Below are 24,159 nucleotides of genomic sequence, written 5' to 3'. Positions count from 1 at the left end.
GGGGCCCATGCTCTACCTCATCGGTGTGCTCATCATGGTGTTCGGCATCGCCGTCTCCATCGCGCTGCACGAGATCGGTCACCTGCTGCCGGCCAAGGCCTTCCGCGTCCGGTGCACCCAGTACATGGTCGGCTTCGGCTCGACCCTGTGGTCCACCCGCCGCGGGGAGACGGAGTACGGCATCAAGGCCGTCCCCCTGGGTGGCTACGTCCGGATGATCGGGATGTTCCCGCCCGGCAAGGACGGGCGGGTCCGGGCCAGCAGCTCCAACCCCTTCCACCAGATGGTCGAGCAGGCGCGGACGGACTCCCTGGAGGAAGTCGGCCCCGACGACGACGACCGGGTCTTCTACCGCCTGCCGGTGTGGAAGCGGCTGATCATCATGGCCGGTGGGCCGCTGATGAACCTCGCCCTCGCCGCCGGCCTCATGGGTCTGGTCATCACTGCGCACGGCGTGCCCTCGGACCTGACCCCCACCCTGAGCAACGTGCAGGCGTGCGTCAACGACGACATCACTGACGTCACCTGCGAGGGCCAGCCACCCTCGCCAGCGCTGGCCGCCGGCCTGCAGGTCGGGGACCGCATCCTGTCCGTCAACGGCGAGGAGGTCACCACCTGGTCGCAGGCCAGCTACGCGATCCAGAACGCCGGGGCCCAGGCCACGTTCGTCGTCGACCGGGACGGGCAGCAGGAGACGCTGACCGCCGACCTGGTCGTCCGGGAGCGCCCCGTCATCGGCACCGACGGCCGGGTCCAGCTGGACGAGAAGGAGGAGCCGGTGATGCGCGAGGTGTCCTTCCTGGGCGCCTCCGGCTCGGTCCTCTACGAGCGGCAGCCGATCAGCGAGGTCCCCGGCGTGGTGAACGAGATGTTCAAGGGCACGGCGGGCATCGTCCTGACCCTCCCGGCGCACCTCGTCAACGTGGCCAACGCGGCCTTCGGCCCCGACGAGCGCGACATCGAGGGCCCGATGTCGGTCGTCGGTGCCGGTCGGGTCGCCGGCGACGTGAGCCAGTCCGGCCTGATGCCCGGCGACACCACCACCGACAAGCTGTGGTGGCTGGTCTCGATCATCGCCTCGCTGAACATGGCCCTGTTCGTCTTCAACCTGATCCCGCTGCTGCCGCTGGACGGCGGCCACATCGCCGGCGCCCTGTGGGAGGGCCTCAAGCGCACCGTGGCCCGGGTTTTCGGCCGGCCCGACCCCGGGCCGGTCGACACTGCCAAGGCCCTTCCGGTGGCGTACGCGGTGGCTATCGGGCTGCTGGCGATGAGCGCCCTGCTCATCTACGCCGACATCGTCAAGCCGATCCGCCTCACCTGACCCTCGTCGCGACTACCCTGCAGACCCGCTCCTGCAGGTCGCACCCAGACCCGGGTGCGACAATGGCAGGCATGACTGCTGGTGTCCCCATCTCGCTCGGTATGCCGTCCGCCCCGCCGCCGGTGCTGGCGCCGAGGCGGCAGAGCCGCAAGATCCGCGTCGGCAAGGTCGAGGTCGGCGGCGACGCCCCGGTCTCGGTGCAGTCGATGACCACGACCCAGACCACCGACATCAACGCCACGCTGCAGCAGATCGCCGAGCTGACCGCCACCGGGTGCGACATCGTCCGGGTCGCCTGCCCCACCCAGGACGACGCCGACGCCCTGCCGATCATCGCCAGGAAGTCGCAGATCCCGGTCATCGCCGACATCCACTTCCAGCCCAAGTACGTCTTCGCCGCGATCGACGCCGGCTGCGCCGCGGTCCGGGTCAACCCGGGCAACATCAAGAGGTTCGACGACAAGGTCGGGGAGATCGCCAAGGCGGCCAAGGACGCCGGCGTCTCCCTGCGCATCGGCGTCAACGCCGGGTCGCTGGACAAGCGGCTGCTGGCGAAGTACGGCAAGCCCACCGCCGAGGCCCTGGTCGAGTCAGCCGTCTGGGAGGCCAGCCTCTTCGAGGAGCACGACTTCCACGACTTCAAGATCTCGGTCAAGCACAACGACCCGGTGGTCATGGTCAAGGCCTACGAGCTGCTCGCCGAGCGCGGCGACTGGCCGCTGCACCTGGGCGTGACCGAGGCCGGGCCCGCCTTCCAGGGCACGATCAAGTCTTCGGTCGCCTTCGGTGCCCTGCTGGCCAAGGGCATCGGCGACACCATCCGCGTCTCGCTCTCCGCCCCGCCCGTGGAGGAGATCAAGGTCGGCAACCAGATCCTGCAGAGCCTCAACCTCAAGCCCCGCAAGCTGGAGATCGTCTCCTGCCCCTCCTGTGGCCGGGCCCAGGTCGATGTCTACACCCTCGCTGACGAGGTCACCGCCGGGCTTGAGGGCCTGGAGGTCCCGCTGCGCGTGGCCGTCATGGGTTGCGTGGTCAACGGACCGGGGGAGGCCCGCGAGGCCGACCTCGGCGTCGCCTCCGGCAACGGCAAGGGGCAGATCTTCGTCAAGGGTGAGGTGATCAAGACCGTCCCCGAGAGCCAGATCGTCGAGACCCTCATCGAGGAGGCCATGCGGATCGCCGAGGAGATGGGCGAGCCGGTCGACGGCCAGCCGGCCGGAAGCCCGAGCGTCACGGTGGGCTGACCGGTAGCGTGCGCCCATGAGTCCGGACCCGATCAGCCGCGGGACGGCCCGGCACGCCGTCTGGGACGACGTCTGCGACGCCTACCACCTGGTGGACCGCACCGACCTGGGTGTGGTCGAGGAGGCCGTGCCTTCGGGGGCCCAGGGACGCCCGCACCAGCACGCCCGTTCCCGGGAGTTCTTCTACGTCCTGGCCGGGGAGGCGACCATCGCGCTGGGTCCTCAGGAGGTCAGGGTCGAGGAGGGCAGCGGGGTGGAGGTCCCCGCGGGCACCTGGCACCAGGTGCGCAACGAGGGTGAGGATGAGCTGCGCCTGCTCGTGGTCAGCTCCCCGCGGGTGGCCGACTCGGGGCCTCGCCAGAGCCCACGCCCGTTCGCCCGCGACCGGTCCGGCCTCGTCGTCGGCAGCCACCTCCGACGCACCCGCCGCGGTGATCTGAAGGACGTGCTCTCCTTCGAGCAGGAGCCAGAGACCCAGCCCTTCCTCGGTCAGGGCGGCCGGGAATGGCACGAACGGGCCCTGGCCGACCCCGACATGGAGCACTGGGTGCTCGTCGACCGGCTCGACCGGGTGGTGGCCTTCGGCATCCTGGCCGGCCTCTTCCGGCCTGACATCGTGGAGATCCGGCGCATGGTCGTGGCGCCGGAAGGGCGTGGCCAGGGGCTGGGCCGGTTGCTGCTGCGTCAGCTGCTGGAGCAAGCCCTGGCCAGCTCAGAGGTCAGTCGGGTCTGGCTGGACGTGAGTGCGGACAACACCGGGGCCCGCAGCCTTTACCGGTCCATGGGTTTTCAGGAGAGGCCCACACCGGCCGAGGTGACCCTGCTCGAGGACGGGGTCTACATGGAGTGGTCGGGGCAGGCACCTACCCTGGCCCGATGAACGCCGGATTTCTGCCCGTCCGCCAGCTGGTGCTGGTCGACCTCCTCGCCCTCATGGTCGCGGTGCACCCGGGGGAGCGGGCGGTGATCGCCGTCGACGGACCCGACGGGGTGGGCAAGACCCGGCTCGTGGGCGAGCTGCTCGCGCTGGCGCCGCACGTCGCCGGCCGCACCGTGCACGCGGTGTCAGTGGACGGGTTCCACCACCCGCGGGCCGTGCGCCACGCCCGCGGGAGCACGGGGGAGTCCTTCTACGCCGACTCCTACGACTACGAGGCGCTGCGCCGCAAGGTGCTGCGCCCCTTCCGCGCGGGGCGCGAGATCTTCCCCGCCGTGCACGACGTCGACACCGACCGGCCGGTACACCCCGACCCCGTCGAGCTGCCCGAGGACGCGTTGCTGCTGGTGGAGGGCATTTTCCTGCGCCGCCCGGAGTTGCGGGGGGAGTGGGACGCGACCTGCCTGATCACCGCCCCCCTGCAGGTGACGGTGCCTCGCGGTAACGCGCGCCACCCCGAGCGACGGGTGGCTGGGGATGATGACCCGCAGCATCCCGCCAACGCCCGGTATGTCGAGGGGCAGCGGCTCTACCGCCTCCAGGCCCGCACCTGGGCCCCGACCTGGATCGTGGACAACACCGACCTGTCCCGGCCCGAACTCATCGAGCCTGACCCGGACGAGCCGCAGTGGTTCGACCAGTGAGCTGACCTCGTCGTGGCGGGGTCGTCCCGGCCGGTGCCGGTGGAAGAATGAGCCACGTGTCCACGTCATACCGTGTCTCCCGCACCATCCGGATCGAGGCACCACCTGCCGCGGTCCACCCCCACGTCGCCGACCTGCGCCGCTGGGCGGGTTGGTCCCCCTGGGAGGGCAGCGAGGACGACCACCACCTGGAGCGCAGCTACACCGGCCCGGACCGCGGGGTCGGTGCCGGCTACGCGTGGTCGGGCAACAAGGACTCAGGTGCGGGCAGCGTGGCTCTGGTGCTGGACCAGGGAGCACGCATCGAACTGGACCTGCACTTCCAGGAACCCTTCCCCGCCGAGAACCACCTGCGCTTCGACCTGGACCCCGAGAGCGAGGGTCGGGCCTGCGTGGTGACCTGGACGGTGACTGGGGCGCCCACGGGCCTCATGCGGGCGCTGGCCCGGGTGCTGCCGATGGACCGACTCGTCGGCATGGAGCTGCGGAAGGGGTTGCGCCGGCTCAAGGCGCAGGTCGAGTCGGGGCGGAGCGGGGCTCGCTAGGCGTCGGCGTCGGCGTCGTCCTTGTCCTTGCCCTTGTCCGCGGACGGCGCCTGCTCGGCCAACGCCTGCTCGGCCACCTCCTCCTCGGCGGCAGCGGTGTCCTCGTCGACCCAGTCGAAGGTGCGGGTGACCGCCTTCTTCCAGGTCCGGTAGAGCCGCTCGCGCTCCTGCGACCGCATCCTCGGGCTCCAGCGACGGTCCACGGACCAGTGTCCGGCCAGCTCCTCCTGCCCCTCCCAGAAACCGACGGCGATCCCGGCGGCGTAGGCCGCCCCGAGGGCCGTGGTCTCCGCAACCTCCGGGCGCACGACGTCGAGGTCGAGGATGTCGGCCTGGAACTGCATGAGCAGCTCGTTGGCCACCATGCCGCCGTCGACCCGCAGCTCGCTGATCTGCACACCGGAGTCGGCCTGCATCGCGTCCAGAACCTCCCGGGTCTGGTAGGCCGTGGCCTCCAGGGCGGCGCGGGCGATGTGGTGCTTGGTGACGTAGCGGGTCAGCCCGACCACCGCGCCGCGTGCGTCGTCGCGCCAGTAGGGCGCGAACAGCCCGGAGAAGGCGGGGACGATGTAGCAGCCGCCGTTGTCGTCGACCTGCGCGGCCAGCTCCTCGATCTCGGCGGCGTCGGAGATCAGGCCGAGGTTGTCCCGCAGCCACTGCACGAGGGAGCCGGTGACGGCGATCGAGCCTTCCAGGGCGTAGACGGGGTCCTGGTCACCGAGCTGGTAGCACACGGTGGTGATCAGCCCGTTCTCGCTGGGCACGATCTCGGTGCCAGTGTTCAGCAGCATGAAGTTGCCGGTGCCGTAGGTGTTCTTGGACATTCCGCGCTCGAAGCAGGCCTGGCCGAAGGTGGCGGCGTGCTGGTCGCCGAGCATCCCGGCGATCGGCACGTCCAGCTTGTCGCTGCGGCCGTAGACCTCCGAGCTGGAGCGGATCTCGGGCAGCATGGCCTGCGGCACCCCGATCGCCTCGCAGAGCTCCGGTGACCAGGACAGGGTGCGCAGGTCCATGAGCATGGTCCGGGAGGCGTTGGTGACGTCGGTGACGTGGATGCCGCCGTCGGGGCCCCCGGTGAGGTTCCACACCAACCAGGAGTCGATGGTGCCGAAGAGCAGCTCCCCGGCCTCGGCCTGCTCCCGGGCACCGTCGACGTGGTCCAGGATCCAGCGGACCTTGGGACCGGCGAAGTAGGTGGCGAGTGGCAGACCGCAGATCTGCTTGAACCGGTCCGGCCCATGCTCCCCGCCCAACTGCGCGACCAGGTCGGCGGTGCGAGTGTCCTGCCAGACGATGGCGTGGTGCACCGGCTCCCCGGTGCTGCGATCCCAGACCACCGTGGTCTCACGCTGGTTGGTGATGCCGATCGCGGCCAGGCCGCCGCCTGGGACGTTGGCCCGGCCCAGGGCCAGGCCGATGACCTCCCGGGTGTTGTCCCAGATCTCGACGGGGTCGTGCTCGACCCAGCCGGCCTGCGGGAAGATCTGCTCGTGCTCCCGCTGGCCCACGGAGCGGATCCGCCCCCGGCGGTCGAAGACGATCGCCCGGGTGCTGGTGGTGCCCTGGTCGATGGCCAGGATGTGCTGCTCGCTCACCTTCTCCTCCTCATCGTCCCTCCGGTCCGCCGACGCGTTCGTCGGCCCGTCCGCTGGAGTCTTCGCCGGCGCGGTCGCGCGCCCGGCCGACCGGCACGGTCGCGTGCTGTTCGGCGTGGAAGGCCGCGAGCGCGGCCTCGTCGCTGTCCTCCTCGGCTGCGGCGCACACCCCGCGCACCCACGCGGTGTAGGCCTCGATCTCCTCGGTGAGCCGGTCGTGGCCCCAGCCCAGCCACTGCTCGGCGATCTCGGCGATCTCCGGCAGGGCCGAGCGGCCCTGGTCGGGGGACTCGTAGACCAGCCGGGTGCGGCGCATGAGCAGGTCCTCCAGGTGCAGTACGCCCTCGCTGATGCAGGCGTAGGCGATCTCGGCGCGCAGGTAGGCCGGCGCGCGCTCCAGCGGGCGGGCCAGCGAGGGGTCCTCCTCGATGAGCTGGAGCAGCTCCTCGATCAGGGAGCCGTAGCGGTGCAGCAGGTGGTTGGTCAGCTGCTCGCTCCAGCCGAACTGGCGACGCAGCGCCGGCATCCGTCGGCGCATCGCCGCCTCCCCGACCGCGCCCACCAGCGGGATCTGCTCGGTGATGCTGCCCAGCGCCTCGGGCTCATCGGCCAGCGCGAAGTCCACTGCGTCCTTGGCCATGACCCGGTAGGTGGTGAGCTTGCCGCCGCCGATGATGGTCAGCCCCGGCGCGGGGCTGGCCACGGTGTGCTCCCGGCTCACCCTGGCCGAGTCGGTGCCCTCCCTGGTGCCCGGCTGCAGCAGGGGACGGAGCCCGGCATACCAGCCGACCAGGTCCTCCCGGGTCAGCCGGGTGGTCAGCACGGCGTTGGCCTGCTCGAGCAGGTAGTCGACGTCCGCCGCGGTCGCGACGGGGCTGCGGCGCTCCAGGCTCCACGGGGTGTCGGTGGTGCCGATGATCCAGTAGCGGGCCCAGGGGATGAAGAACAGCACCGAGCGTTCGGTCTGCAGGAACAGCCCGCTGGAGCCTTCGATCTTCTCCCGCGGCACCACGAGGTGGACGCCTTTGGAGGCCAGCACCCGCAGCCCGCCGTCGGCGTCCGCGAGCTGCGGGACGTCGTCGGTCCAGACCCCGGTGGCGGCGACGACGTGCCGGGCCCGGCACTCCAGCTCCTCACCCGACTCCCGGTCCAGCAACCGGGCACCCACGACCCGGCCGTCGTCGTCCTTGAGCAGCCGCGTCACCCGGGTGCGGCTGGCGGGGTGGGCACCGTAGGAGTGGGCGGTCCGCACGAGTGTGGAGACCAGACGGGCGTCGTCGACGGTGGCGTCCCAGTACTTCACCGCCCCGATCGCGGTGCGGTGGCGTAGCGCCGGGAACTCGCGCTGCAGCCCGGCCCGGGTGCGGTGCTGGTGGATGGGCAGGGCGCGGCGGCCCGGCATGAGGTTGGCCAGCACGTCGTAGAGGGTGACGCCGGCGCCGTAGTAGGCCCGCTGCCACAGCCGGTGCTCCAGCGGGATGAGGAAGGGCATCGGCTTGACCAGGTGCGGGGCCAGGGTGTTGAGCAGCAGGCCACGCTCGGTCAGCGCCTCGTGGACCAGCTTGAAGTCGAGCATCTGCAGGTAGCGCAGGCCCCCGTGCACCAACTTGGTGGACCACTGCGAGGTGCCCGCGCCCCAGTCCTCCGCCTCGACCACCACGGTGGTCAGGCCCCGCGTCGTGGCGTCCAGCGCCACGCCGGCGCCGGTCACCCCGCCGCCGACGACCAGCACGTCGACAGGCTCTCCACCCGCCGCGCTCTGGCGCAGGATGCGCAGGGCCTCGTCCCGGCTGCGCCCGGTCAGCGCGCGTGGCTGCATGGCCACCCCTTCCTGTTGCTCCCCACATCCTTGTGCATGCCAAGCCGGCGTGCGCGAGCAGGGGCGGCGCGAGGTATGCCGTGCCTCCGCGTCAAGGCGGGCTGCGGTGGGTGGCGTGCGAGCTGAGTGGGCTGCCGACGGTTGCCGCCAAGAACGGGCAGGGGGGACGTCCCGGTGTGGCCGCACTGCGGAGAGTGCGGCAGGCTGGGCACATGCTGCGCAGCCTGGGCCCGGTGCGGGCCTGCGGTCCGGTGGACGTGGAGCGTGCCCTGGAGATCTGTGCCGAGGACCCCGTCAACAACGTCTTCGTGGCCGCCCGGATCCTGGAGTCGGGCCTGGTCGGCACCCGCGGCCCACTCTTCGCCTACGCCTCAGGTGAGGACCGGGCGCTGGTCTGGTGCTCGGCCAATGTGGTGCCGGTCCAGGCCGGTCCCCGGGCCCTGGGTGCGCTCGCCGCCAAGGTGGTCAAGCGACGGGCGACCGCCAGCTCGCTGTTCGGCCCGGCCGACCAGGTGCTGGATCTGTGGGGCCGGCTGGAGCGGCACTGGGGTCAGGCACGTGAGATCCGGGCCCGGCAGCTGGTGCTGACCACCCGGACCGCGCCCTCGACGCTGGGCATCCCCGTGGATCCCGCGGTGCGGCTGGCGAGGATGGACGACCTGGACCTGCTGGTGCCTGCGGCGGCCGCGATGTTCACCGAGGAGATCGGCTACCCGCCCTACCGCGGCAACGGCATGGCCTACCGTCGAGGGGTCGCCGGGCTGATCGAGCAGGGCCGCTCGCTGGTGCGGGTCGAGGACGGCCAGGTCGTCTTCAAGGCCGACCTTGGCTCCGTCGCCCTCGGCGTCGCCCAGGTGCAGGGCGTGTGGGTACATCCTGACCGCCGGGGGAAGGGCCTAGCGGCCCCGGCCATGGCGGCCGTGATCGAGCACGCCATCGCCCATGTCGCGCCGGTGGTGACGCTCTACGTCAACGACTTCAATGAGCGCGCGGTCGCCACCTACCACCGGGTGGGTATGGAGCAGACCGGCACCTTCGCCACCGTCCTGCTCTAGGAGCGAGCAGAAGGCACGCGCCTGGATCTCGGCGCCCGGCACGACGCCGCATACCTGTCAGCGAGCCTCAGGTCAGCCGGTCGTGCAGGAACGCCCAGGCCAGCGCGTGCCAGGTGGCCCATTGCTGTGGCGTCGAGGCGCCGCCGTGGCCGCCCTCGGTGTTCTCCCAGTAGGTGACGTCGCGACCGTGCTCGGCCAGCAGCGCGGCCATCTTTCGGGCGTGGCCGGGGTGCACTCGGTCGTCCCTGGTCGAGGTGGCCAGGTAGACCGCGGGCGTGGGCCGGGCGGGGTCGAAGCGCTGGTAGGGGGAGAAGGTCTGGAGGAACTCCCACTGCTCAGGGTCGTCGGGGTCGCCGTACTCGGCCATCCACGAGGCCCCGGCCAGCAGCAGGTGGTAGCGCTGCATGTCCAGCAGCGGCACCTGGCACACGACGGCCGCGAAGTCCTCGGGGTAGCCGGTGATCATGTTGCCGACGAGCAGGCCGCCGTTGGACCGGCCGGTGCAGCCCAGGCGGGGCACCGAGGTCACGCCCCTGGCGACCAGGTCGCGCGCCACGGCCGCGAAGTCCTCGTAGGCCCGGTGCCGCCCCTGCTGCAGCGCAGCCTGGTGCCAACCCGGCCCGAACTCGCCGCCACCGCGGATGCCGGCGACCACGTGCACGTGCCGGTGCGCCAGCCAGGAACGACCAACGATGGGGTCGTAGGCGGGGGTCAGGGCCTGCTCGAAGCCGCCATAGCCGTGGACGACGGTGGGGGTGGAGCCGTCCATGGGCAGGTCGGCCGGGCCGACCTGCCAGTAGGGCACCCGGGTGCCGTCGGTGGAGACCGCCCACTGCTGGGTGACCTCCAGCCCCTCGGCGTCGAAGCGCGAGGGCGCCGCCTTGAGCGTCTCGACCTCGACCCCGCCCCCGTCGGTGAGCCGGGCGACGGACAGGGTCATCGGGTCGAGGTAGCCGGTGGTCACCAGCCACAGGTCGTCGTTCTCGTCGTCGTCGACCGCCGAGACGCTCACCGTGCGCAGGCCCACATCCAGCAGCTCGGTCAGGTCACGGCTGACCCAGCCCGTGCTGCCCGGAGCCTGCTCGTGCACCCGCACGGTATGCCGCACGTCGACCAGCTCGGTGGTCACCAACCGGTCCTTGGTCCAGGTGAGGTCGACCAGCGCGGAACGGTCGTCCGGGGTGAACAGGGCCGTCCAGCCGGCGCTCGCCGGATCCTCGAGCACAGCGGCCAGCGGCGCGACGAGCAGGCTGCCGGCCGGGTGGTGCGGGCCGTCGGAAGAGCGGGACGGCGCCCACGAGTGCCGCAGGCGGACGGCGACGTGGTCGCGGTGGACGCTGGTCTGCGCAGACACCGGCAGGTCCAGGGCCCGAACCGTCCCGGGCTGGCCCGCCCCGTCCGAGCCGTGCCCGTCCCCGCCCGCGTCGTCTAGGACCAGGGTCTGCTCACGGTAGAAGGCCAGCCCTCGGTGCAGCACCGTCCGGCCACTGCGCTGGTCGTGGCCGACGAAGAGCCCGAGGTCATCCTCGGGGATCGTGTGCACCACCACCGCCTCGGCGAGCGGGGTGCCGCGACGCCAGAGCCGGGCCGTGCGGGGGTAGCCGGACCGGGTCGCGCCGGTGGCGTCGTCGGCGGTGGTGAGGTAGACGCTGTCGCGGTCGCGCCAGACCAGCCGACCCTTGGCCTCCGGTTTGGCGAAGCCCTCGGGGGCGGCCACCCACTGCCCGGTGGTCAGGTCCAGCTCCCGCGTGGTGCCGGCGTCAGCGCCGCCCCGGGACAGGTGCACCAGTGCCCGGTCCAGATCGGGACGCAGCAGCTGGGCCCCCTGCCACACCCACGGCACGTCCTCCTCCCGGGCGAGGGCGTCCACGTCGACCAGCACCTCCCACTCCGGCTCCTGCGTGCGGTAGGACGCCCAGGTGGTGCGACGCCATACCCCCCGCGGGTGCTCGGCGTCGGTCCAGAAGCCGTAGAGGTGCTCGCCGGCCTGCCCGACCAGCGGGATCCGGTCCGGGGCCTCCAGCGCGTCCTGGATCCCGGAGTGCAGGTCGGGGTACAACGAGTGTGCGGTGAGGGTTTCCTCGGCCCCCTCGCTGCGCTCGCGGACCCACCCCATCGCCCGCTCACCCTCGACGTCCTCCAGCCAGATCCACGGGTCCACATCGGTGCTCATGGGGTCCACTCCATCACGGGCAAGGTCAGCGTCGGTCACGACCCGGCGTCGACGCGAGGTGTGGAGGCGATGCGGGCCTCGCTGCGCTTGCTGGCAGAGGGGCTTGCGAGCTCCTTCGACGAGCTCGGCTACGCCCGGACCTGCTCGGCCAGCAGCTGACCGCTGTCACCTTTTCCAGGGTGCCTCACCCGTCACCCTGGTGGGCGGGGTCGGCGAAGAAGGGGGGCGAGGCGGCATACCCCTGCAGGAGCCAGGCGGCGGCTGCCGGGAACCGGTCGGCCCACGCCGTCTCGAAGTGGTAGGCGGTGGAGTCGTAGACGTAGCGCACCGGGACCTGAGCCCCGCGCAGGGCGCGCAGCAGGCGCTCGGCGTCCTCCACGTAGGCCCGCTCGATGTCCGGCTGGTCGGGCTGCTCGTGGCCCCCGGCGTCAAGGTGGACGCGGCCGCGCAGGCGGCCGGTGGCCAGCGCCTGCTCCAGGTCGGTCAGCGCCTGCTCACCCGGCCACCAGAAGGCGGGGGAGAACAACCCGGCGCCGCCGAAGACGTCCTGGTGCTCCAGCCACAGGTAGGCGCTGATGACTCCGCCCAGGGAGCTGCCGGCGACCACCGTGTGCTCGGGCCCGGGCAGGGTGGGCAAGGCGGCGTCCACGGCCGGCTTGAGGTGCTCGACGAGGAAGGTGGCGTAGTCGGTGGCGCGTCCGCCGCCGCGCTCGGGGTGGGGGTACTGGGTGTACTCCTCGCTGCGCTGCTCCGGGTGGCAGGGGATGCCGACGACGATCCCGCGGATGCCGTCGGCTGCCAGGTCGGTCATCGCCCGGCCGACGTCCCACGAGGCGCCCTCGAAGGTGCGGGAGCGCAGGAAGAGGTTGTGCCCGTCGTGCAGGTAGAGGACGGGGTAGCGCTCCTCCGGCCGCTCCTGGTAGCCGGGCGGGAGCCAGGCATAGATCTCGGCCGAGCGGCCTAAGCCGGGCAGCTCGACGTCGCGCCAGGAGCGCAGATCACCGTGGTCATCGCCGTCCGGGCAGTGGACGGGCAGCAGGTCGGCAGGGTCCAGCAGCATAGGCCCAGGGTAGGTCGTTGGACCGGCTCGCTAGTCTCCGGTCATGACGATGCCGTCCCCGCACCCCGCCCTTGACGTCGCTGCGGTCCGTGCTCACTTCCCCGCGCTCACGACCGGCACCGCCCACTTCGACGGGCCGGGCGGCTCCCAGACCCCGGCGGTGCTGGCGGAGGCGGTCGCCGCGACGCTGACCAGCTCGATCGCCAACCGCGGCGCAGTCACCGCCGCCGAGCAGCGGGCAGAGACGATCGTGCAGGGGGCCCGGGCCGCGATGGGCGACCTGTTGGGCACCGACCCCGCCACGGTCATCTTCGGCCGCAGCATGACCGCCCTGACCATGGACCTGGCCCGCACTCTGGCCCGGTGCCGGGACTGGGGCCCCGGTGACGAGGTCGTGGTCACCTCCCTCGACCACGACGCCAACATCCGGCCCTGGATCATCGCCGCGGAGACGGTCGGGGCGAGCGTGCGGTGGGCCGAGCTGGACCCGGAGACCGGTGAGCTGCCGCCGGGCGCGGTGGAGGCAGTGCTGACCGAACGCACCCGGCTCGTGGCGGTCACCGGTGCGAGCAACCTCATCGGCACCCGGCCCGACCTGCCGGCCATCATCTCCGCCGCGCACGCCGTCGGCGCGCTCGTGCACGTGGACGGCGTGCACCTGGCCGCCCACGCCGCGGTCTCGCGCGAGCAGCTGGGGGCGGACCTGCTGTCCTGCTCGCCCTACAAGTTCTTCGGCCCGCACCTGGGCGTGCTGTCCGGGCGGGCCGACCTGCTGGAGGAGCTGCGCCCGGACAAGCTGCTGCCCTCACCCGAGGCGGTCCCGGAACGGTTCGAGATGGGGACCCTGCCCTATGAGCTGCTCGCCGGGACCACCGCCACGGTCGACTTCATCGCCGGCCTGGCCGGGCTCTCCGGTTCCGCAGTGTCTGCCGGATCGGGTGCCACGTCGGCTCCGCAGACCCGACGTGAGCGGCTGGAGGCCTCGTTCGCCGCCGTGGAGGCGCACGAGGATGCCCTGCGGGCCCGGGCTGAGGACGGCCTGGCCGCCATCGACGGAGTCCACCTGCACTCCCGCGCCCGGCACCGCACGCCCACCCTGCTGTTCACCATCGACGGGGTGGAGCCGGCCGCCGTGCACCGTCACCTGGCTGCCCGCGGGATCAACGCCCCGGCCTCGCACTTCTACGCCTGGGACTGCAGCCACCGACTGGGGCTGGGCCCCAGTGGAGGGGTGCGGGTCGGGATGGCGCCCTACACGACCCAGGAGGAGGTCGACCGCCTGCTCGAGGGGGTCTCCGAGCTCGGCTGTTAACTCGGTCGAGCCCTCGCTGGGCGACGGGTAGGCTGCGACGGTCACCCCGCGGCGGGGCAGGCGTGCCTCTGCATACCTGTGCGTGCCCCTGCCACGTGCCGCGGGACCATTGCACGGTAGAAGGAGTGCCCCCTCGTGTCGCGGACCACGCGCCTGTCGAACCTGTTCCTGCGGACCCTGCGCGAGGACCCGGCCGAGGCCGAGCTGCCCGGCCACAAGCTGCTGGTGCGCGCTGGCTACATCCGGCGCGCCGCCCCGGGTGTCTACACCTGGCTGCCGCTGGGGCTGAAGGTGCTGCGCAAGGTCGAGGAGGTCGTCCGCGAGGAGATGGACGCGATCGGTGGCCAGGAGCTGAGCTTCCCGGCGCTGCTGCCCCGCGAACCCTACGAGGCGACCGGCCGCTGGACCGAGTACGGCGACAACCTCTTCCGGCTCCAGGACCGCAAGGGCGCGGACATGCTGCTCGGGCCCACCCACGAGGAGATGTTCACCCTCGCCGTCAAGGACATGTTCAGCTCCTACAAGGAGCTGCCGCTGACGCTCTACCAGATCCAGACCAAGTACCGCGACGAGGCGCGTCCGCGCGCCGGGCTGCTGCGCGGGCGCGAGTTCGTGATGAAGGACTCCTACTCCTTCGACGTCGACGACGCCGGGCTGGAGGCCGCCTACCAGCGGCACCGTGACGCCTACCTGCGCATCTTCGACCGCCTCGGGTTCGACTACGTCGTGGTGCACGCCGACTCCGGTGCGATGGGTGGCTCGGCCAGCGAGGAGTTCCTCGCCGTCAGCCCGGTCGGCGAGGACACCTTCGTGCGGTGCGAGGCCTCCGGGTATGCCGCGAACGTCGAGGCGGTCGTGGTGCCTCAGGCGCCGCCCCTGAGCCAGGAGGTCGTCGACGCGACCCCGGCCGCGCGCGTGGAGGACACCCCGGACAGCCCGACCATCGAGACGCTGGTGGCCCAGTCCAACGCGCTGCACCCGCGCACCGACGGCCGGGCGTGGAAGGCCGCCGACACGCTCAAGAACGTCGTCGTCATGCTCACCTACCCCGACGGCACCCGCGAGCCGCTGGCCGTCGGGCTGCCGGGCGACCGCGAGGTGGATGCCAAACGGCTCGAGGCGCAGGTCGCCCCGGCGACGTGGACGCCCTTTGAGGAGAAGGACTTCGCGGCCTACCCAATGCTGGTCAAGGGTTATATCGGTCCGGCGATGCTCGGGGAGACCTCGGCGGAGCGCGGCGGCAGCGGCATCCGCTACCTGCTCGACCCCTCGGTCGCGCACGGCTCGGCCTGGGTGACCGGCGCCGACGAGCACGGCAAGCACGTCTACGACCTGGTCAACGGCCGCGACTTCACCGCTGACGGCACCATCCAGGCCGCCGAGATCCGCGAGGGCGACCCGAGCCCGGACGGCGCCGGCACGCTGACCCTGGCCCGCGGCATCGAGATGGGCCACATCTTCCAGCTCGGCCGCAAGTACGCCGAGGCGCTGGACCTGAAGGTGCTGGACGAGAACGGAAAGCTGGTCACGGTGACCATGGGCTCCTACGGCGTCGGGGTCTCCCGCGCCGTCGCCGCGGTTGCCGAGGCCAGCCACGACGAGCTCGGTCTGGTCTGGCCGCGGGCGTTGGCCCCGGCCGACGTGCACGTGCTCGCCACCGGCAAGGACCAGGCGATTTTCGAGCACGCCGAGGGGCTGGTGGCCCAGCTGACGGGGGCTGGTCTGGAGGTCGTCTACGACGACCGGCCCAAGGTCAGCCCCGGCGTGAAGTTCAAGGATGCCGAGCTGCTCGGGGTGCCCACGATCGTGGTCATCGGCCGCGGCCTGGCCGACGGTGTGCTGGAGATCAAGGACCGTCGCACCGGTGAGCGCCGGGAGGTCGCCGTCGACGAGGCGGTGACCCAGGTGCTGGCCGAGGTCCGCGGCGAGCAGGCGGTGGCCGAGGCCGCCGCTGCGCGGCCTCAGGCCTGACGGCATACCGGCCGGGCGTCTGAGGCGTGGAGGGCATCGAACCAGGCATCCTGGTCCTCCTGGCCCTCGCCGGGCTGGCGGCAGGGTTCGTCGACGCGGTCGTCGGGGGCGGCGGGCTGATCCAGCTGCCTGCTCTTCTCCTCGGCCTGCCCGGCGCCAGCCCGGTGCAGCTGCTGGCGACCAACAAGCTGGGGTCCATCTGCGGCACGACGGTGAGCTCGATTACCTACTTCCGCCGAGTCAGACCCGACCTGCGCACCGCCTTCCCCCTCGCCGGCGCGGCCTTCATCGGCAGCCTCGGCGGGGCCAGCGTGGCCTTCTGGTTCTCCAAGGAGATGTTCAACCCGATCATCCTCGCGGTGCTGCTCGTGGTCGGTGGCTACACGCTGGCCAGGCCCACGATGGGCCAACTGCAGCGGCTGCGCTTCGGCCGCGTCGGCAAGCGGCACCTCGCGGTCGCGGTCGTGATCGGGCTGCTCGTCGGCAGCTACGACGGGGCGCTGGGGCCCGGCACCGGCTCGTTCTTCGTCTTCGCTCTGGTCAGCGCGTTGGGCTATGGCTTCCTCGAGGCCAGCGCCAAGGCCAAGATCGCCAACCTGGCCACGAACCTTGCCGCCCTGGTGGTCTTCGTGCCGGCCGGGGCGGTCCTGTGGGAGGTAGGGCTGGTCATGGGCGCCTGCAACATCGTCGGCGGCTACCTGGGGGCGCGGGTCGCGGTCGCCCGCGGCAGCCGCTTCGTCCGCCTCTTCTTCGTGCTCGTGGTGAGCGCCTTCGTCCTCGTCATCGGCTGGGAGACCCTGCAGCAGTTCAGCTGAGGTGTCCGCCCGTCGGGCCTGGCGAGGTCCGCCCGGCGTACTGCCCCCGTCCCTGGGTCCTAGGGGGCCGGCTGGATCGGCTCGGCGTCGCACCCGCCGAGCAGGTCTACGGAGGCGACCGTGCGCTCCCAGGACTCGGGGTAGGTGTCCGGGGAGACCAACCGGATGACGTGGCCGGGGGCGACCTCCGGTGGGATCTCCACGCGGGTCGGCTGATAGGCCATCGACGAGCTCACCGTGCCCTGCTCGTCACGGGACAGGGTCAGCAGGGCGACCATGCCCTCCTGGGTCTCCGGGCGCAGCGAGGACGCGGTCGTCGGCGACTGGTTGGACAAGAAGTTGCCCAAGCCGTAGATGACGTGCTTACCGTTGATCTGCTCGCACGGCTGGATGACGTGCACGTGCGTGCCCAAGACGAGGTCCACGGTGTCCGAGCCCAGCAGCTCCTGCGCGACCTGGCGCTGCTGCGGGGTCGGCTGGGCCTGGTACTCCTCGCCCCAGTGCATGGAGACCACGACGAAGTCGGCGCCCTTGTCCCGGGCGGTCTGTGCCTGCTCAAGGATGCCGGCGCTGCCGATGTTCGGCCAGTGGGCCTGCTCCAACCAGGGGGCCTGCTCGGGGATGTAGGTCGTGGGCTCGCCGGAGTTGGGGTAGGTGTAGGTGTAGGCCAGGTGCGCCAGCTGCACCGTCCCGGCATCCGTGCCCACCTCGTAGACCTCGGCCTGCCCTGCGCGGCCCTCGTGGGCGGTGGGCCCGGCATAGCCCATCCCCACTTCGCGCAGCACCTGCTCGGTGTCGGCCAGGCCCCGGATTCCGCGGTCCATGGTGTGGTTGGAGGCGAAGTCGCAGCCGTCGAACCCGGCACCGGCCAGCGCGTCAGCCATCTCGCGGGGGGTGTTGAAGGACAGGGTGTTGGGATAGGACAGGTCCGTGCCGTCCGGCGAGAGCGGGGTCTCCAGGTGACACAGGGCCAGGTCCGCGCCGGAGATCAGGTCCGTAACATCGGCGAACATCGGTGTGTAGTCGTAGGTGTCGCCGTCCCTCGGGTACATCGAGCGATCTCCGGACCCGGCGTAGAGGCGCGCGCTGACGTTGACCCAGGAGTGGGGCAGGATGTCCCCGCTGGCGACGATGGTGAGCTTTACCGCCTCGCCCGTAGCCGGGTCGGCAGGGCCGGCGGTCTGCTGGGCCTCGTCATCGGCCGTGTCCCCCGTGCCGCCGGCGTCGTCCGCGCCGTCCGGCGCTGCGGTGACCGGCGGCGTCCCCGACGGGCCACCGGTCGTCTGTTCGTCCCCGGAGCAGGCGACGAGGACGAACAGGGGCACGAGGGTCAGCGCGCCCAGGCGGGCGCAGCGGGTCGAGAACGGCATGGTCACAGCGTAGGCAGCGGCGCACCCTCGCGGTCCACGGGTGACGGGGTCAGCCGTGCGCCAACCGGGACAGCTGTGCCGGGTCGGTCCGGGGTAACCCGCAGGTCGTGCCGTGGCAGACGACCGCGGCCCGTGCTCCGTCCGTCAAAGAGATCGAGGCGTCCCCGTCCACCACTAGCGTTCCTACCGGGGTATGCCGTGCCGCCCGCCCCAGCTCATCCGATGCCGGTGCCCGCTCGTCAGGGCCGGTGCTCCGCGCGGGACGTCGATGGGAACGGGCAGGGGACAGGCGCACCAGTGCCGGGCCGGTTGCTAGCTCCTCGGCCGCGGTCAGCGCCCAGCCGGCGAAGCGGGGTGCCCGACGCAGCAGGGCGCTGCTGGCGTCCAGAGCTTCTCCGGCCCGGGCCAGGTGGTCCACCCGCCCGGCCTGCACGCCGTGCCGCACCAGCGCCAGTGAGATGGCCGAGAGCCCGCCGGGCTCGGCGTTGTCCCCCTGGAACTGGGGGGTCAGCACGAGCTGCTCCGCGTCATGGCCGGTGGCGGCGAACGAGCCGTCCGGCTCGCCGAACAGCTCCACCGCTTGATCGAGCAGGACACCGGCCTGCTCCATCCAGATCGTCTCCCCGGTCGCCCGGTGTAGGGCAAGCAGACCGTCGGCGAGGTTGCCGTAGTCCTCGGCGACCCCGAGCGCGGCACCGACCTGCCCGTCGCGGGAGCTGCGGCGAAGCCGGCCGTCGACGAGGTGCTCGGACAGCAGGAACCGGGCGCAGCGCGCGGCCACGTCCACCCAGTCCGGCTCCTCCAGCAGCCAGCCGGCGTGGGCGAGGGAGGCGATGGCCAGACCGTTCCAGGCGGTGACCACCTTGTCGTCGCGGGCCGGCTGGGGGCGCAGGGTGCGGCGCAGCAGGAGCCGTTCGCGGACCGAGGCCCACCAGGCGGGATCCTCCGGGTCGGCGCGCAGTTGCAGGGTGGAGGCCCCGTGCTCGAAGGTGCCCTCCTCCGTGACCCCCAGCAGAGCCGCGGCCCGGGCCCCGTCCTCCTCGCCGAGGCTCTGGCGCAGCTCCTCCGGTGTCCACACGTACGTCAGCCCCTCGACGCCGTCGGTGTCGGCGTCCAAGGAGCTGGCGAAGGCGGCCTGCTCGGTCCACATCTCATCCAGCAGCCAGGCCACGGTCTCGCGCACCACCCGCTCCGCCCACGGTCGCGAAGTGGCGTCCGCTCGGGCCAGGTCGGCATACACCCCGAGCAGCAGGGCGTTGTCGTAGAGCATCTTCTCAAAGTGCGGCACGACCCACTGGCGGTCGACGCCGTAGCGGGCGAAGCCTCCACCGAGCTGGTCGTAGGTGCCCGATCGGGCCATCGCCTCGCAGGTCCCCCGGACCATCTGCAGCGCCGAGGGGTCACCCGTGCGGCCGTGGTGGCGCAGCAGGAAGGCCAGGACCATGGACGGCGGGAACTTCGGTGCCCTGCCGAACCCGCCGTGCTGGTGGTCGTAGTCGTCGGCGAGGGAGCGGGTGGCGTGGGTCAGCAGCTCGAGGTCCACAGCGGGCGGATCGGTGTCCTCCGGCGCACCCAGCCCGGCGAGCGTCGGGACGACACTGGCGCCGTCCGCCGGCCCGTCCGGTCGCCCGGCGACTCTCGTCTCCGCCTCCTGCAAGGCGGTGACGATCTGCCGCGCCCCCTGCTCCAGCCGCTCGCGGTCGGTGCGCCACTGCTGGGTCACCGCGGTGAGCAGCTGCAGGAAGTTCTCCCGCGGCAGGTAGGTGCCGGCCCAGAACGGCTCTGCTTCGGGGGTGAGCACGCAGGTCATCGGCCAGCCGCCGTGCCCGGTGAGTGCCGTGGTCGCCGTCATGTAGACCGCGTCCACATCGGGGCGCTCTTCACGGTCGACCTTGATCGCCACGTAGTCCTGCGAGAGCACCCGCCCAACCTCCTGGTCCTGGAAGGACTCGTGGGCCATGACATGGCACCAGTGGCAGGCGGCATACCCGATGGACAACAGGACCGGCACGCCACGGCGGCGCGCCTCGGCGAACGCCTCGTCGCCCCACTCCCACCAGGCGACCGGGTTGTCGGCGTGCTGTTGCAGGTAGGGCGAGGTGCTGCTGGCGAGACGGTTGGCCATCACCCCACCGTATGCGGCCGGCCCGGCACTCGCGAGCCTCTCAGCCGGGCTGGGCGGCCTTGACGATGGTCACCGCCTTGTCCGCCCACTCGGCGGCGTCGGGGCCGCCGGTGCGGGCTGCGTGGACGGCGCTGTGCACCAGTCGCAGGATCGTCATCGCGCGGGCCCGATCCTCGTCCAGGCCTGCGGCGTCGCACAGGAGCCCGATCCGCAGCTGCAGGTGGGCACGGGCGTCGTGGGCCGCCAGCACGTCCTCCCACCGGTCCCACAGTGCCGGGGCCAGCGCCCAGTGCGGGTCGGCGGCCATCGCCTTGGGGTCGATCGCCACCCACTCACCGGGATCGGGACGCCACAGGGCGTTGCCCTGGTGCAGGTCGGTGTGGACCAGTCGCGCGTCCAGCGGGTGAGGGCCTTCGCCGGCCGCGGATCCGCCGCCCTCGGAAAGCAGGTCGCGGGCGATCGAGGTGGCCTGCTGCACCATCCGGCGGGGGAAAGCTCTGGCCGATCCGGGGTCGGCGGCGAACCGGTCCAACTGCGCGACTAGGCCAGCCAGGTGCACGCTCAACCGCGGAGCCCAGGGCGGGGCGGGGCGATCCAGGAGCCGGGCGAGGTGCCCCAGCGTCTCGGTTGTGCCCAGCACCGAGCCCGAGGTCAGGTCTCGGTCGGCCTCGAGACGTTCGAGCAGCAGCGTCGCCGAGGCGGGGTCAGCCGCCAACAGCTGGACGGCACCGGCACCGGCCCAGGCCCGCAGGGCGAGGTGTTCGTGGTCGGCCTCGGGGTGCGGCCAGCCGACCTTGAGCACCCCTGCGTCACCCCTGGGCCGCCACACCGGGATCACCACAGCGGTGTAGCCGGAGCGCAGCGGTGTGGCGGGGTCGGGGGTCAGCTGCCAGCGGTCCATCGCGTCGGCCACCGTCCGGGGCAGCTGGGCGAGCCAGGTGTCACCGTCCACGCGCGCTGCCCTGGTCACCCGCGAACCTCGGCCTGTGCTCGGGGCGACGTCCTGCTCTGCGTCGACAGGGCGGCCGGTGAGGTCGCGCACGAGCTGGGCGGGCAGGTCTGCTGGGGTCAAGGACCAGGCCATGGCGGTCAGGGCAGGGTCATGCCAGGGAAGGGGTCAGGGTCGACGTCGAGCTCGTCGGCCCACTGCTGGGTCTGCGCCAGAAGACGCACGAGTGAGCGCAGCTGCTCCACGTCGCTGCCCGCCCGGGCAACCACGGACAGGACGGCCGGCTCGATGTCGCGCACCAAGGCCCGGGCCAGCGTGAGCCGCCCGGGCTCGTCGTCGAGGGGCTCGGGGAGGTCGTAGCCCAAGGGCGGCAGGGGAGCCGCGTCACCGGCCAGGGTAGTGAGCGCGCGGGTGGTGGACCGGACCGCGGCCAGGACCGACTCGTAGCGAAGCCGTTCCTCGCCGCGGGAACGGGCGGCGACCACCTCGAGGCCGAAGACGGTTGGCCGGGTGCGGGCCAGCACAGGCACGGCGGCGGCGCCCACGGGTCCCTCGAGCGGCGGCCACTCGGCAGGCGCCCCGAACAGCCGCGCAGACTCCACGTGCTGGGCGGCCAACGAGACGAGCATGGCCCTGTTCAGCGCGCTGGAGCGGCTGAGGTCCTCCAGGACCTGGGGGAGGCCCCCGCGCAACTGTTCACCGACGGTCTGCGCAGATGGGCCGGTCGCGGAATGCCGCGCATCGTCGGGTCCCGGCCCCGTCGTGGCGGCCTCGTCGTCTGTCTCGTCGTCCGCCTCAGGCAGCGTGCGGATCTCTGCGTCCAGCTCAGGCAGGGGGATCCCGCCCAGGAGGATCAGCTGCTCCAACCGCTCCTGCTGGGTCTGCCACAGCTCTGCCACGGTCCGGACCTGGGCTCGGCCCTCAGGAGTGTCCGCGTGCGCCCGTGACAGGGCCGCGCGGTGGCCGGCCAGGCGCTCCCGGGCCCGCAGCAGCAGGTCACCGTCGGGCGTTCGCCGAGCGGCCGCAGCCTCGTCAGCCGTCGGCTCCGGGGACCACGGTGTGCGGGCCCGGTCGCCGCTGCACCCGGCCAGCAGCCCCACTGAGGCGATCCCGGCCAGCCCGGCGCGCAGCAGGGCACGGCGGCTTGGTCCAGTCGAAGGCATGACGGGGATCATCTCATTCGGTAGGGTAGATGCCCCGACCGAGGTGGCCGGCATCTCGCGGTGCCCGCCCACGGTCCACAGCAGAAGATTGGAGCACCGCATGGACGCCCGGGCCACTACCGAGTCGATCACGCAGTTGGCTGCCGACGCGCTCACCGGGACGAAGGTGGTCATCGACGCCACCGAGGTGCACCAGGCGGGTCGTCGGCGCCTCGTCCGCATCTTCCTCGCCCGCGACGTCAGCGACCTGCCCGAGGACGACACCACCTCCGCGGTGGAGCCGCTGACCCTGGACGAGGTGGCCGAGGCCACCCGTTCGGTCTCTGACGCGCTCGACTCCTCCGACGTCATGGGGCAGAGCCCCTACACCCTCGAGGTGAGTTCCGCCGGCCTCGACCGGCCCCTGACCACCCGTGACCAGTTCCGTCGCAATGTCGGCCGCCTGGTCAAGATCACCACCACCGCCGGCACGACCACGACCGACCGCCTGACCTCCGTCGAGACCGACGGGGAGGCGGACCTGCTCACTCTGGCCAAGACACCGCACACCCCGATCGCGCTCACCGAGGTGGCCACGGCGCTGGTGCAGGTCGAGTTCAACCGGCGCGACGGAAAGGACGACTGATGGACATCGATATGGCCGCACTGCGGCTGCTGGAACGCGAGCGCGAGATCCCCATGAATGTCATCGTGGAGGCCATCGAGCAGGCCCTGCTCTCCGCCTACCAGCGGGTCGAGGGTCACGCCCGGCAGGCGCGGGTCGAGCTGGACCGCAGCACCGGCCACGTGACCGTGTGGGCCCGCGAGGACGCACCGGTGCTGGAGGACGGCACCCGGGGTGAGCCAGGTCCGGAGTATGACGACACCCCTCAGGGCTTCGGGCGGGTCGCCGCCGCCACCGCGCGGCAGGTCATCACCCAGCGAATGCGCGAGCTGGAGGACGACGCCGTGCTGGGCGACTTTCGCGCCCGCGAGGGCGACGTCGTCTCCGGGATCATCCAGCAGAGCAGTGACCCTCGGATGGTGCTTGTCGACTTCGGCACCGTCGAGGGCGAGTTGCCCTCGGCCGAGCAGGTGCCGGGGGAGTCTTACCCGCATGGGCAGCGGCTGCGGTGCTACGTGGTCAGCGCCAAGCGCGGACCCCGTGGGCCGCAGATCACCCTGTCCCGGACCCACCCCAACCTGGTCCGCCGGCTCTTCGCCCTGGAGGTGCCCGAGATCGCCGACGGCACCGTGCAGATCGCCGGGCTGGCCCGCGAAGCCGGCCACCGCACCAAGATCGCGGTCCACTCCGAGGTGTCGGGGGTCAACGCGAAGGGGGCCTGCATCGGCCCCATGGGTCAGCGGGTGCGGGCCGTGATGAGCGAGCTGCAGGGCGAGAAGATCGACATCGTCGACTACGACGAGGACCCGGCCCGCTACGTCGCCTCGGCACTGTCGCCGGCCAAGGTCCAGTCCGCCCGTGTCGTCGACCCCCGCACCAAGCAGGTCCGGGTCGTCGTGCCGGACTACCAGCTGTCGCTGGCGATCGGCCGAGAGGGGCAGAACGCGCGCCTGGCCAACCGCCTCACTGGCTGGAAGATCGACATCCGGGCCGACACCGAGGAGCAGGAGGAGCACGGGGCAGACGCCCAAGGAGTGTAAGATGGTAAACGCTGTCCGGACCGACCCCACCCCTCCACGTGCACGGCACACGCCCGTGCGTACCTGCGTGGGGTGTCGGGGGCGGGACGAACAGACTGTTTTGCTGCGTGTCGTCGCGCGCCGGGACGGGACCACCAGCCGGTGGACCATCGAGCCCGACGAGAGACGGCGTGGGCAGGGCCGAGGAGCCTATGTGCACCCCGACCCAGCCTGCCTGCAGACCGCGATCGCGCGCCGAGCCTTTGGTCGGGCGCTCCGCCTTCCGGCGGGGAGCCAGCCCGAGACGCACGCCGTGCAGGAGCGGTTGGCGCAGCAGCGCGCGTGACAACAACAAGACCGGGTCGCCCGACCCGGTCGGTCAGCACAGGGCGGGTCCTGACGTGGGACCTGTCATCGAGGAACCGGAAGCGGGTT

Annotated in this window: 20 protein-coding genes; 12 read left to right on the top strand and 8 right to left on the bottom strand. The window is 71.9% G+C overall.

Annotated elements, in window-relative coordinates; translation table 11 throughout:
* Positions 1-7: 7 nt before the first annotated feature.
* The 5 genes from FY030_RS09715 (at position 8) to FY030_RS09695 (ending at position 4,694) form a co-directional block, all read left to right on the top strand.
* Entirely contained in the window at positions 8-1,324 is a 1,317-nt protein-coding gene (locus FY030_RS09715) for a M50 family metallopeptidase (protein WP_158061328.1), read from the top strand.
* Between the two features lie 71 nt (positions 1,325-1,395).
* Entirely contained in the window at positions 1,396-2,568 is a 1,173-nt protein-coding gene (gene ispG / locus FY030_RS09710; RefSeq protein WP_158061327.1) for a flavodoxin-dependent (E)-4-hydroxy-3-methylbut-2-enyl-diphosphate synthase, read from the top strand.
* A 16-nt stretch (positions 2,569-2,584) separates the two neighbouring features.
* Positions 2,585-3,448 (top strand): GNAT family N-acetyltransferase, encoded by an 864-nt coding sequence (locus tag FY030_RS09705; RefSeq protein WP_158061326.1) that lies wholly within the window; start codon positions 2,585-2,587, stop codon positions 3,446-3,448.
* Positions 3,445-4,149 carry a nucleoside/nucleotide kinase family protein gene (locus FY030_RS09700; RefSeq protein ID WP_238348218.1) on the top strand — a complete coding sequence of 235 codons (705 nt, stop codon included), beginning with the start codon at positions 3,445-3,447 and terminating at the stop codon, positions 4,147-4,149. Before FY030_RS09705 ends, FY030_RS09700 begins: the two co-directional genes overlap by 4 nt.
* Before the next feature lie 56 nt (positions 4,150-4,205).
* Positions 4,206-4,694 carry an SRPBCC family protein gene (locus tag FY030_RS09695; RefSeq protein WP_238348217.1) on the top strand — a complete coding sequence of 163 codons (489 nt, stop codon included), beginning with the start codon at positions 4,206-4,208 and terminating at the stop codon, positions 4,692-4,694.
* Here the strand turns inward: FY030_RS09695 and glpK are convergent.
* Both glpK and FY030_RS09685 read right to left on the bottom strand, forming a co-directional pair.
* Positions 4,691-6,289 (bottom strand): glycerol kinase GlpK, encoded by a 1,599-nt coding sequence (gene glpK / locus FY030_RS09690; protein WP_158061324.1) that lies wholly within the window; start codon positions 6,287-6,289, stop codon positions 4,691-4,693. The two genes, FY030_RS09695 and glpK, sit on opposite strands and share 4 nt — an antisense overlap.
* A 10-nt stretch (positions 6,290-6,299) precedes the next feature.
* Positions 6,300-8,108, bottom strand: coding sequence for a glycerol-3-phosphate dehydrogenase/oxidase (locus tag FY030_RS09685; RefSeq protein WP_158061323.1), 1,809 nt, complete (start codon positions 8,106-8,108; stop codon positions 6,300-6,302).
* Positions 8,109-8,320: 212 nt separating this feature from the next.
* On the opposite strand from FY030_RS09685, the gene FY030_RS09680 reads away from it, so the two are divergent.
* Positions 8,321-9,163, top strand: a complete 843-nt coding sequence (locus FY030_RS09680) for a GNAT family N-acetyltransferase (RefSeq protein WP_158061322.1) — start codon at positions 8,321-8,323, stop codon at positions 9,161-9,163.
* 67 nt (positions 9,164-9,230) lie between these two features.
* On the opposite strand, the gene FY030_RS09675 is transcribed toward FY030_RS09680, so the two are convergent.
* Both FY030_RS09675 and FY030_RS09670 read right to left on the bottom strand, forming a co-directional pair.
* Positions 9,231-11,336: a prolyl oligopeptidase family serine peptidase gene (locus FY030_RS09675; protein ID WP_158061321.1), complete on the bottom strand. Its 2,106-nt coding sequence runs from the start codon at positions 11,334-11,336 to the stop codon at positions 9,231-9,233.
* A gap of 184 nt (positions 11,337-11,520) precedes the next feature.
* Positions 11,521-12,396 (bottom strand): alpha/beta hydrolase, encoded by an 876-nt coding sequence (locus FY030_RS09670; RefSeq protein ID WP_158061320.1) that lies wholly within the window; start codon positions 12,394-12,396, stop codon positions 11,521-11,523.
* A gap of 43 nt (positions 12,397-12,439) precedes the next feature.
* Here FY030_RS09670 and FY030_RS09665 point away from each other — a divergent pair, with 43 nt between their 5' ends.
* The 3 genes from FY030_RS09665 to FY030_RS09655 all read left to right on the top strand — a co-directional run bounded on the left by FY030_RS09665 (position 12,440) and on the right by FY030_RS09655 (position 16,494).
* Positions 12,440-13,708, top strand: a complete 1,269-nt coding sequence (locus tag FY030_RS09665; RefSeq protein WP_192498557.1) for a cysteine desulfurase-like protein — start codon at positions 12,440-12,442, stop codon at positions 13,706-13,708.
* Positions 13,709-13,843: 135 nt separating this feature from the next.
* A complete protein-coding gene (locus FY030_RS09660; RefSeq protein WP_202879688.1) occupies positions 13,844-15,679 on the top strand; it encodes a proline--tRNA ligase in 1,836 nt (611 codons plus the stop codon).
* Between the two features lie 26 nt (positions 15,680-15,705).
* Entirely contained in the window at positions 15,706-16,494 is a 789-nt protein-coding gene (locus FY030_RS09655) for a TSUP family transporter (RefSeq protein ID WP_158061319.1), read from the top strand.
* A gap of 59 nt (positions 16,495-16,553) precedes the next feature.
* On the opposite strand, the gene FY030_RS09650 is transcribed toward FY030_RS09655, so the two are convergent.
* Genes FY030_RS09650 through FY030_RS09635 form a run of 4 tightly spaced genes read right to left on the bottom strand, consistent with a single transcriptional unit; the run spans position 16,554 to position 22,113 of the window.
* Complete coding sequence (locus tag FY030_RS09650) at positions 16,554-17,864, bottom strand: CapA family protein (protein WP_158061318.1); 1,311 nt, start codon at positions 17,862-17,864, stop codon at positions 16,554-16,556.
* A 49-nt stretch (positions 17,865-17,913) separates the two neighbouring features.
* Complete coding sequence (locus tag FY030_RS09645) at positions 17,914-19,989, bottom strand: thioredoxin domain-containing protein (protein WP_158061317.1); 2,076 nt, start codon at positions 19,987-19,989, stop codon at positions 17,914-17,916.
* A 40-nt stretch (positions 19,990-20,029) separates the two neighbouring features.
* Positions 20,030-21,073: an aminoglycoside phosphotransferase family protein gene (locus tag FY030_RS09640; protein ID WP_158061316.1), complete on the bottom strand. Its 1,044-nt coding sequence runs from the start codon at positions 21,071-21,073 to the stop codon at positions 20,030-20,032.
* A gap of 5 nt (positions 21,074-21,078) precedes the next feature.
* Positions 21,079-22,113 carry a ferritin family protein gene (locus tag FY030_RS09635; protein ID WP_158061315.1) on the bottom strand — a complete coding sequence of 345 codons (1,035 nt, stop codon included), beginning with the start codon at positions 22,111-22,113 and terminating at the stop codon, positions 21,079-21,081.
* 88 nt (positions 22,114-22,201) lie between these two features.
* Between FY030_RS09635 and FY030_RS09630 the strand changes: the two genes are divergently transcribed.
* The 3 genes from FY030_RS09630 to FY030_RS09620 are packed head-to-tail and all read left to right on the top strand — an operon-like array spanning position 22,202 to position 24,070.
* Complete coding sequence (locus tag FY030_RS09630; RefSeq protein ID WP_158061314.1) at positions 22,202-22,726, top strand: ribosome maturation factor RimP; 525 nt, start codon at positions 22,202-22,204, stop codon at positions 22,724-22,726.
* Complete coding sequence (gene nusA / locus FY030_RS09625; protein WP_158061313.1) at positions 22,726-23,745, top strand: transcription termination factor NusA; 1,020 nt, start codon at positions 22,726-22,728, stop codon at positions 23,743-23,745. Before FY030_RS09630 ends, nusA begins: the two co-directional genes overlap by 1 nt.
* Before the next feature lies 1 nt (position 23,746).
* Entirely contained in the window at positions 23,747-24,070 is a 324-nt protein-coding gene (locus FY030_RS09620) for a YlxR family protein (RefSeq protein ID WP_158061312.1), read from the top strand.
* The last annotated feature ends 89 nt before the right edge of the window (positions 24,071-24,159 follow it).

This window comes from Ornithinimicrobium pratense, from assembly GCF_008843165.1.
Classification (GTDB): domain Bacteria; phylum Actinomycetota; class Actinomycetes; order Actinomycetales; family Dermatophilaceae; genus Ornithinicoccus; species Ornithinicoccus pratensis.
Note: the sequence above shows the minus strand (reverse complement) of the source record. Positions and strands in the feature narration are given on the sequence as shown.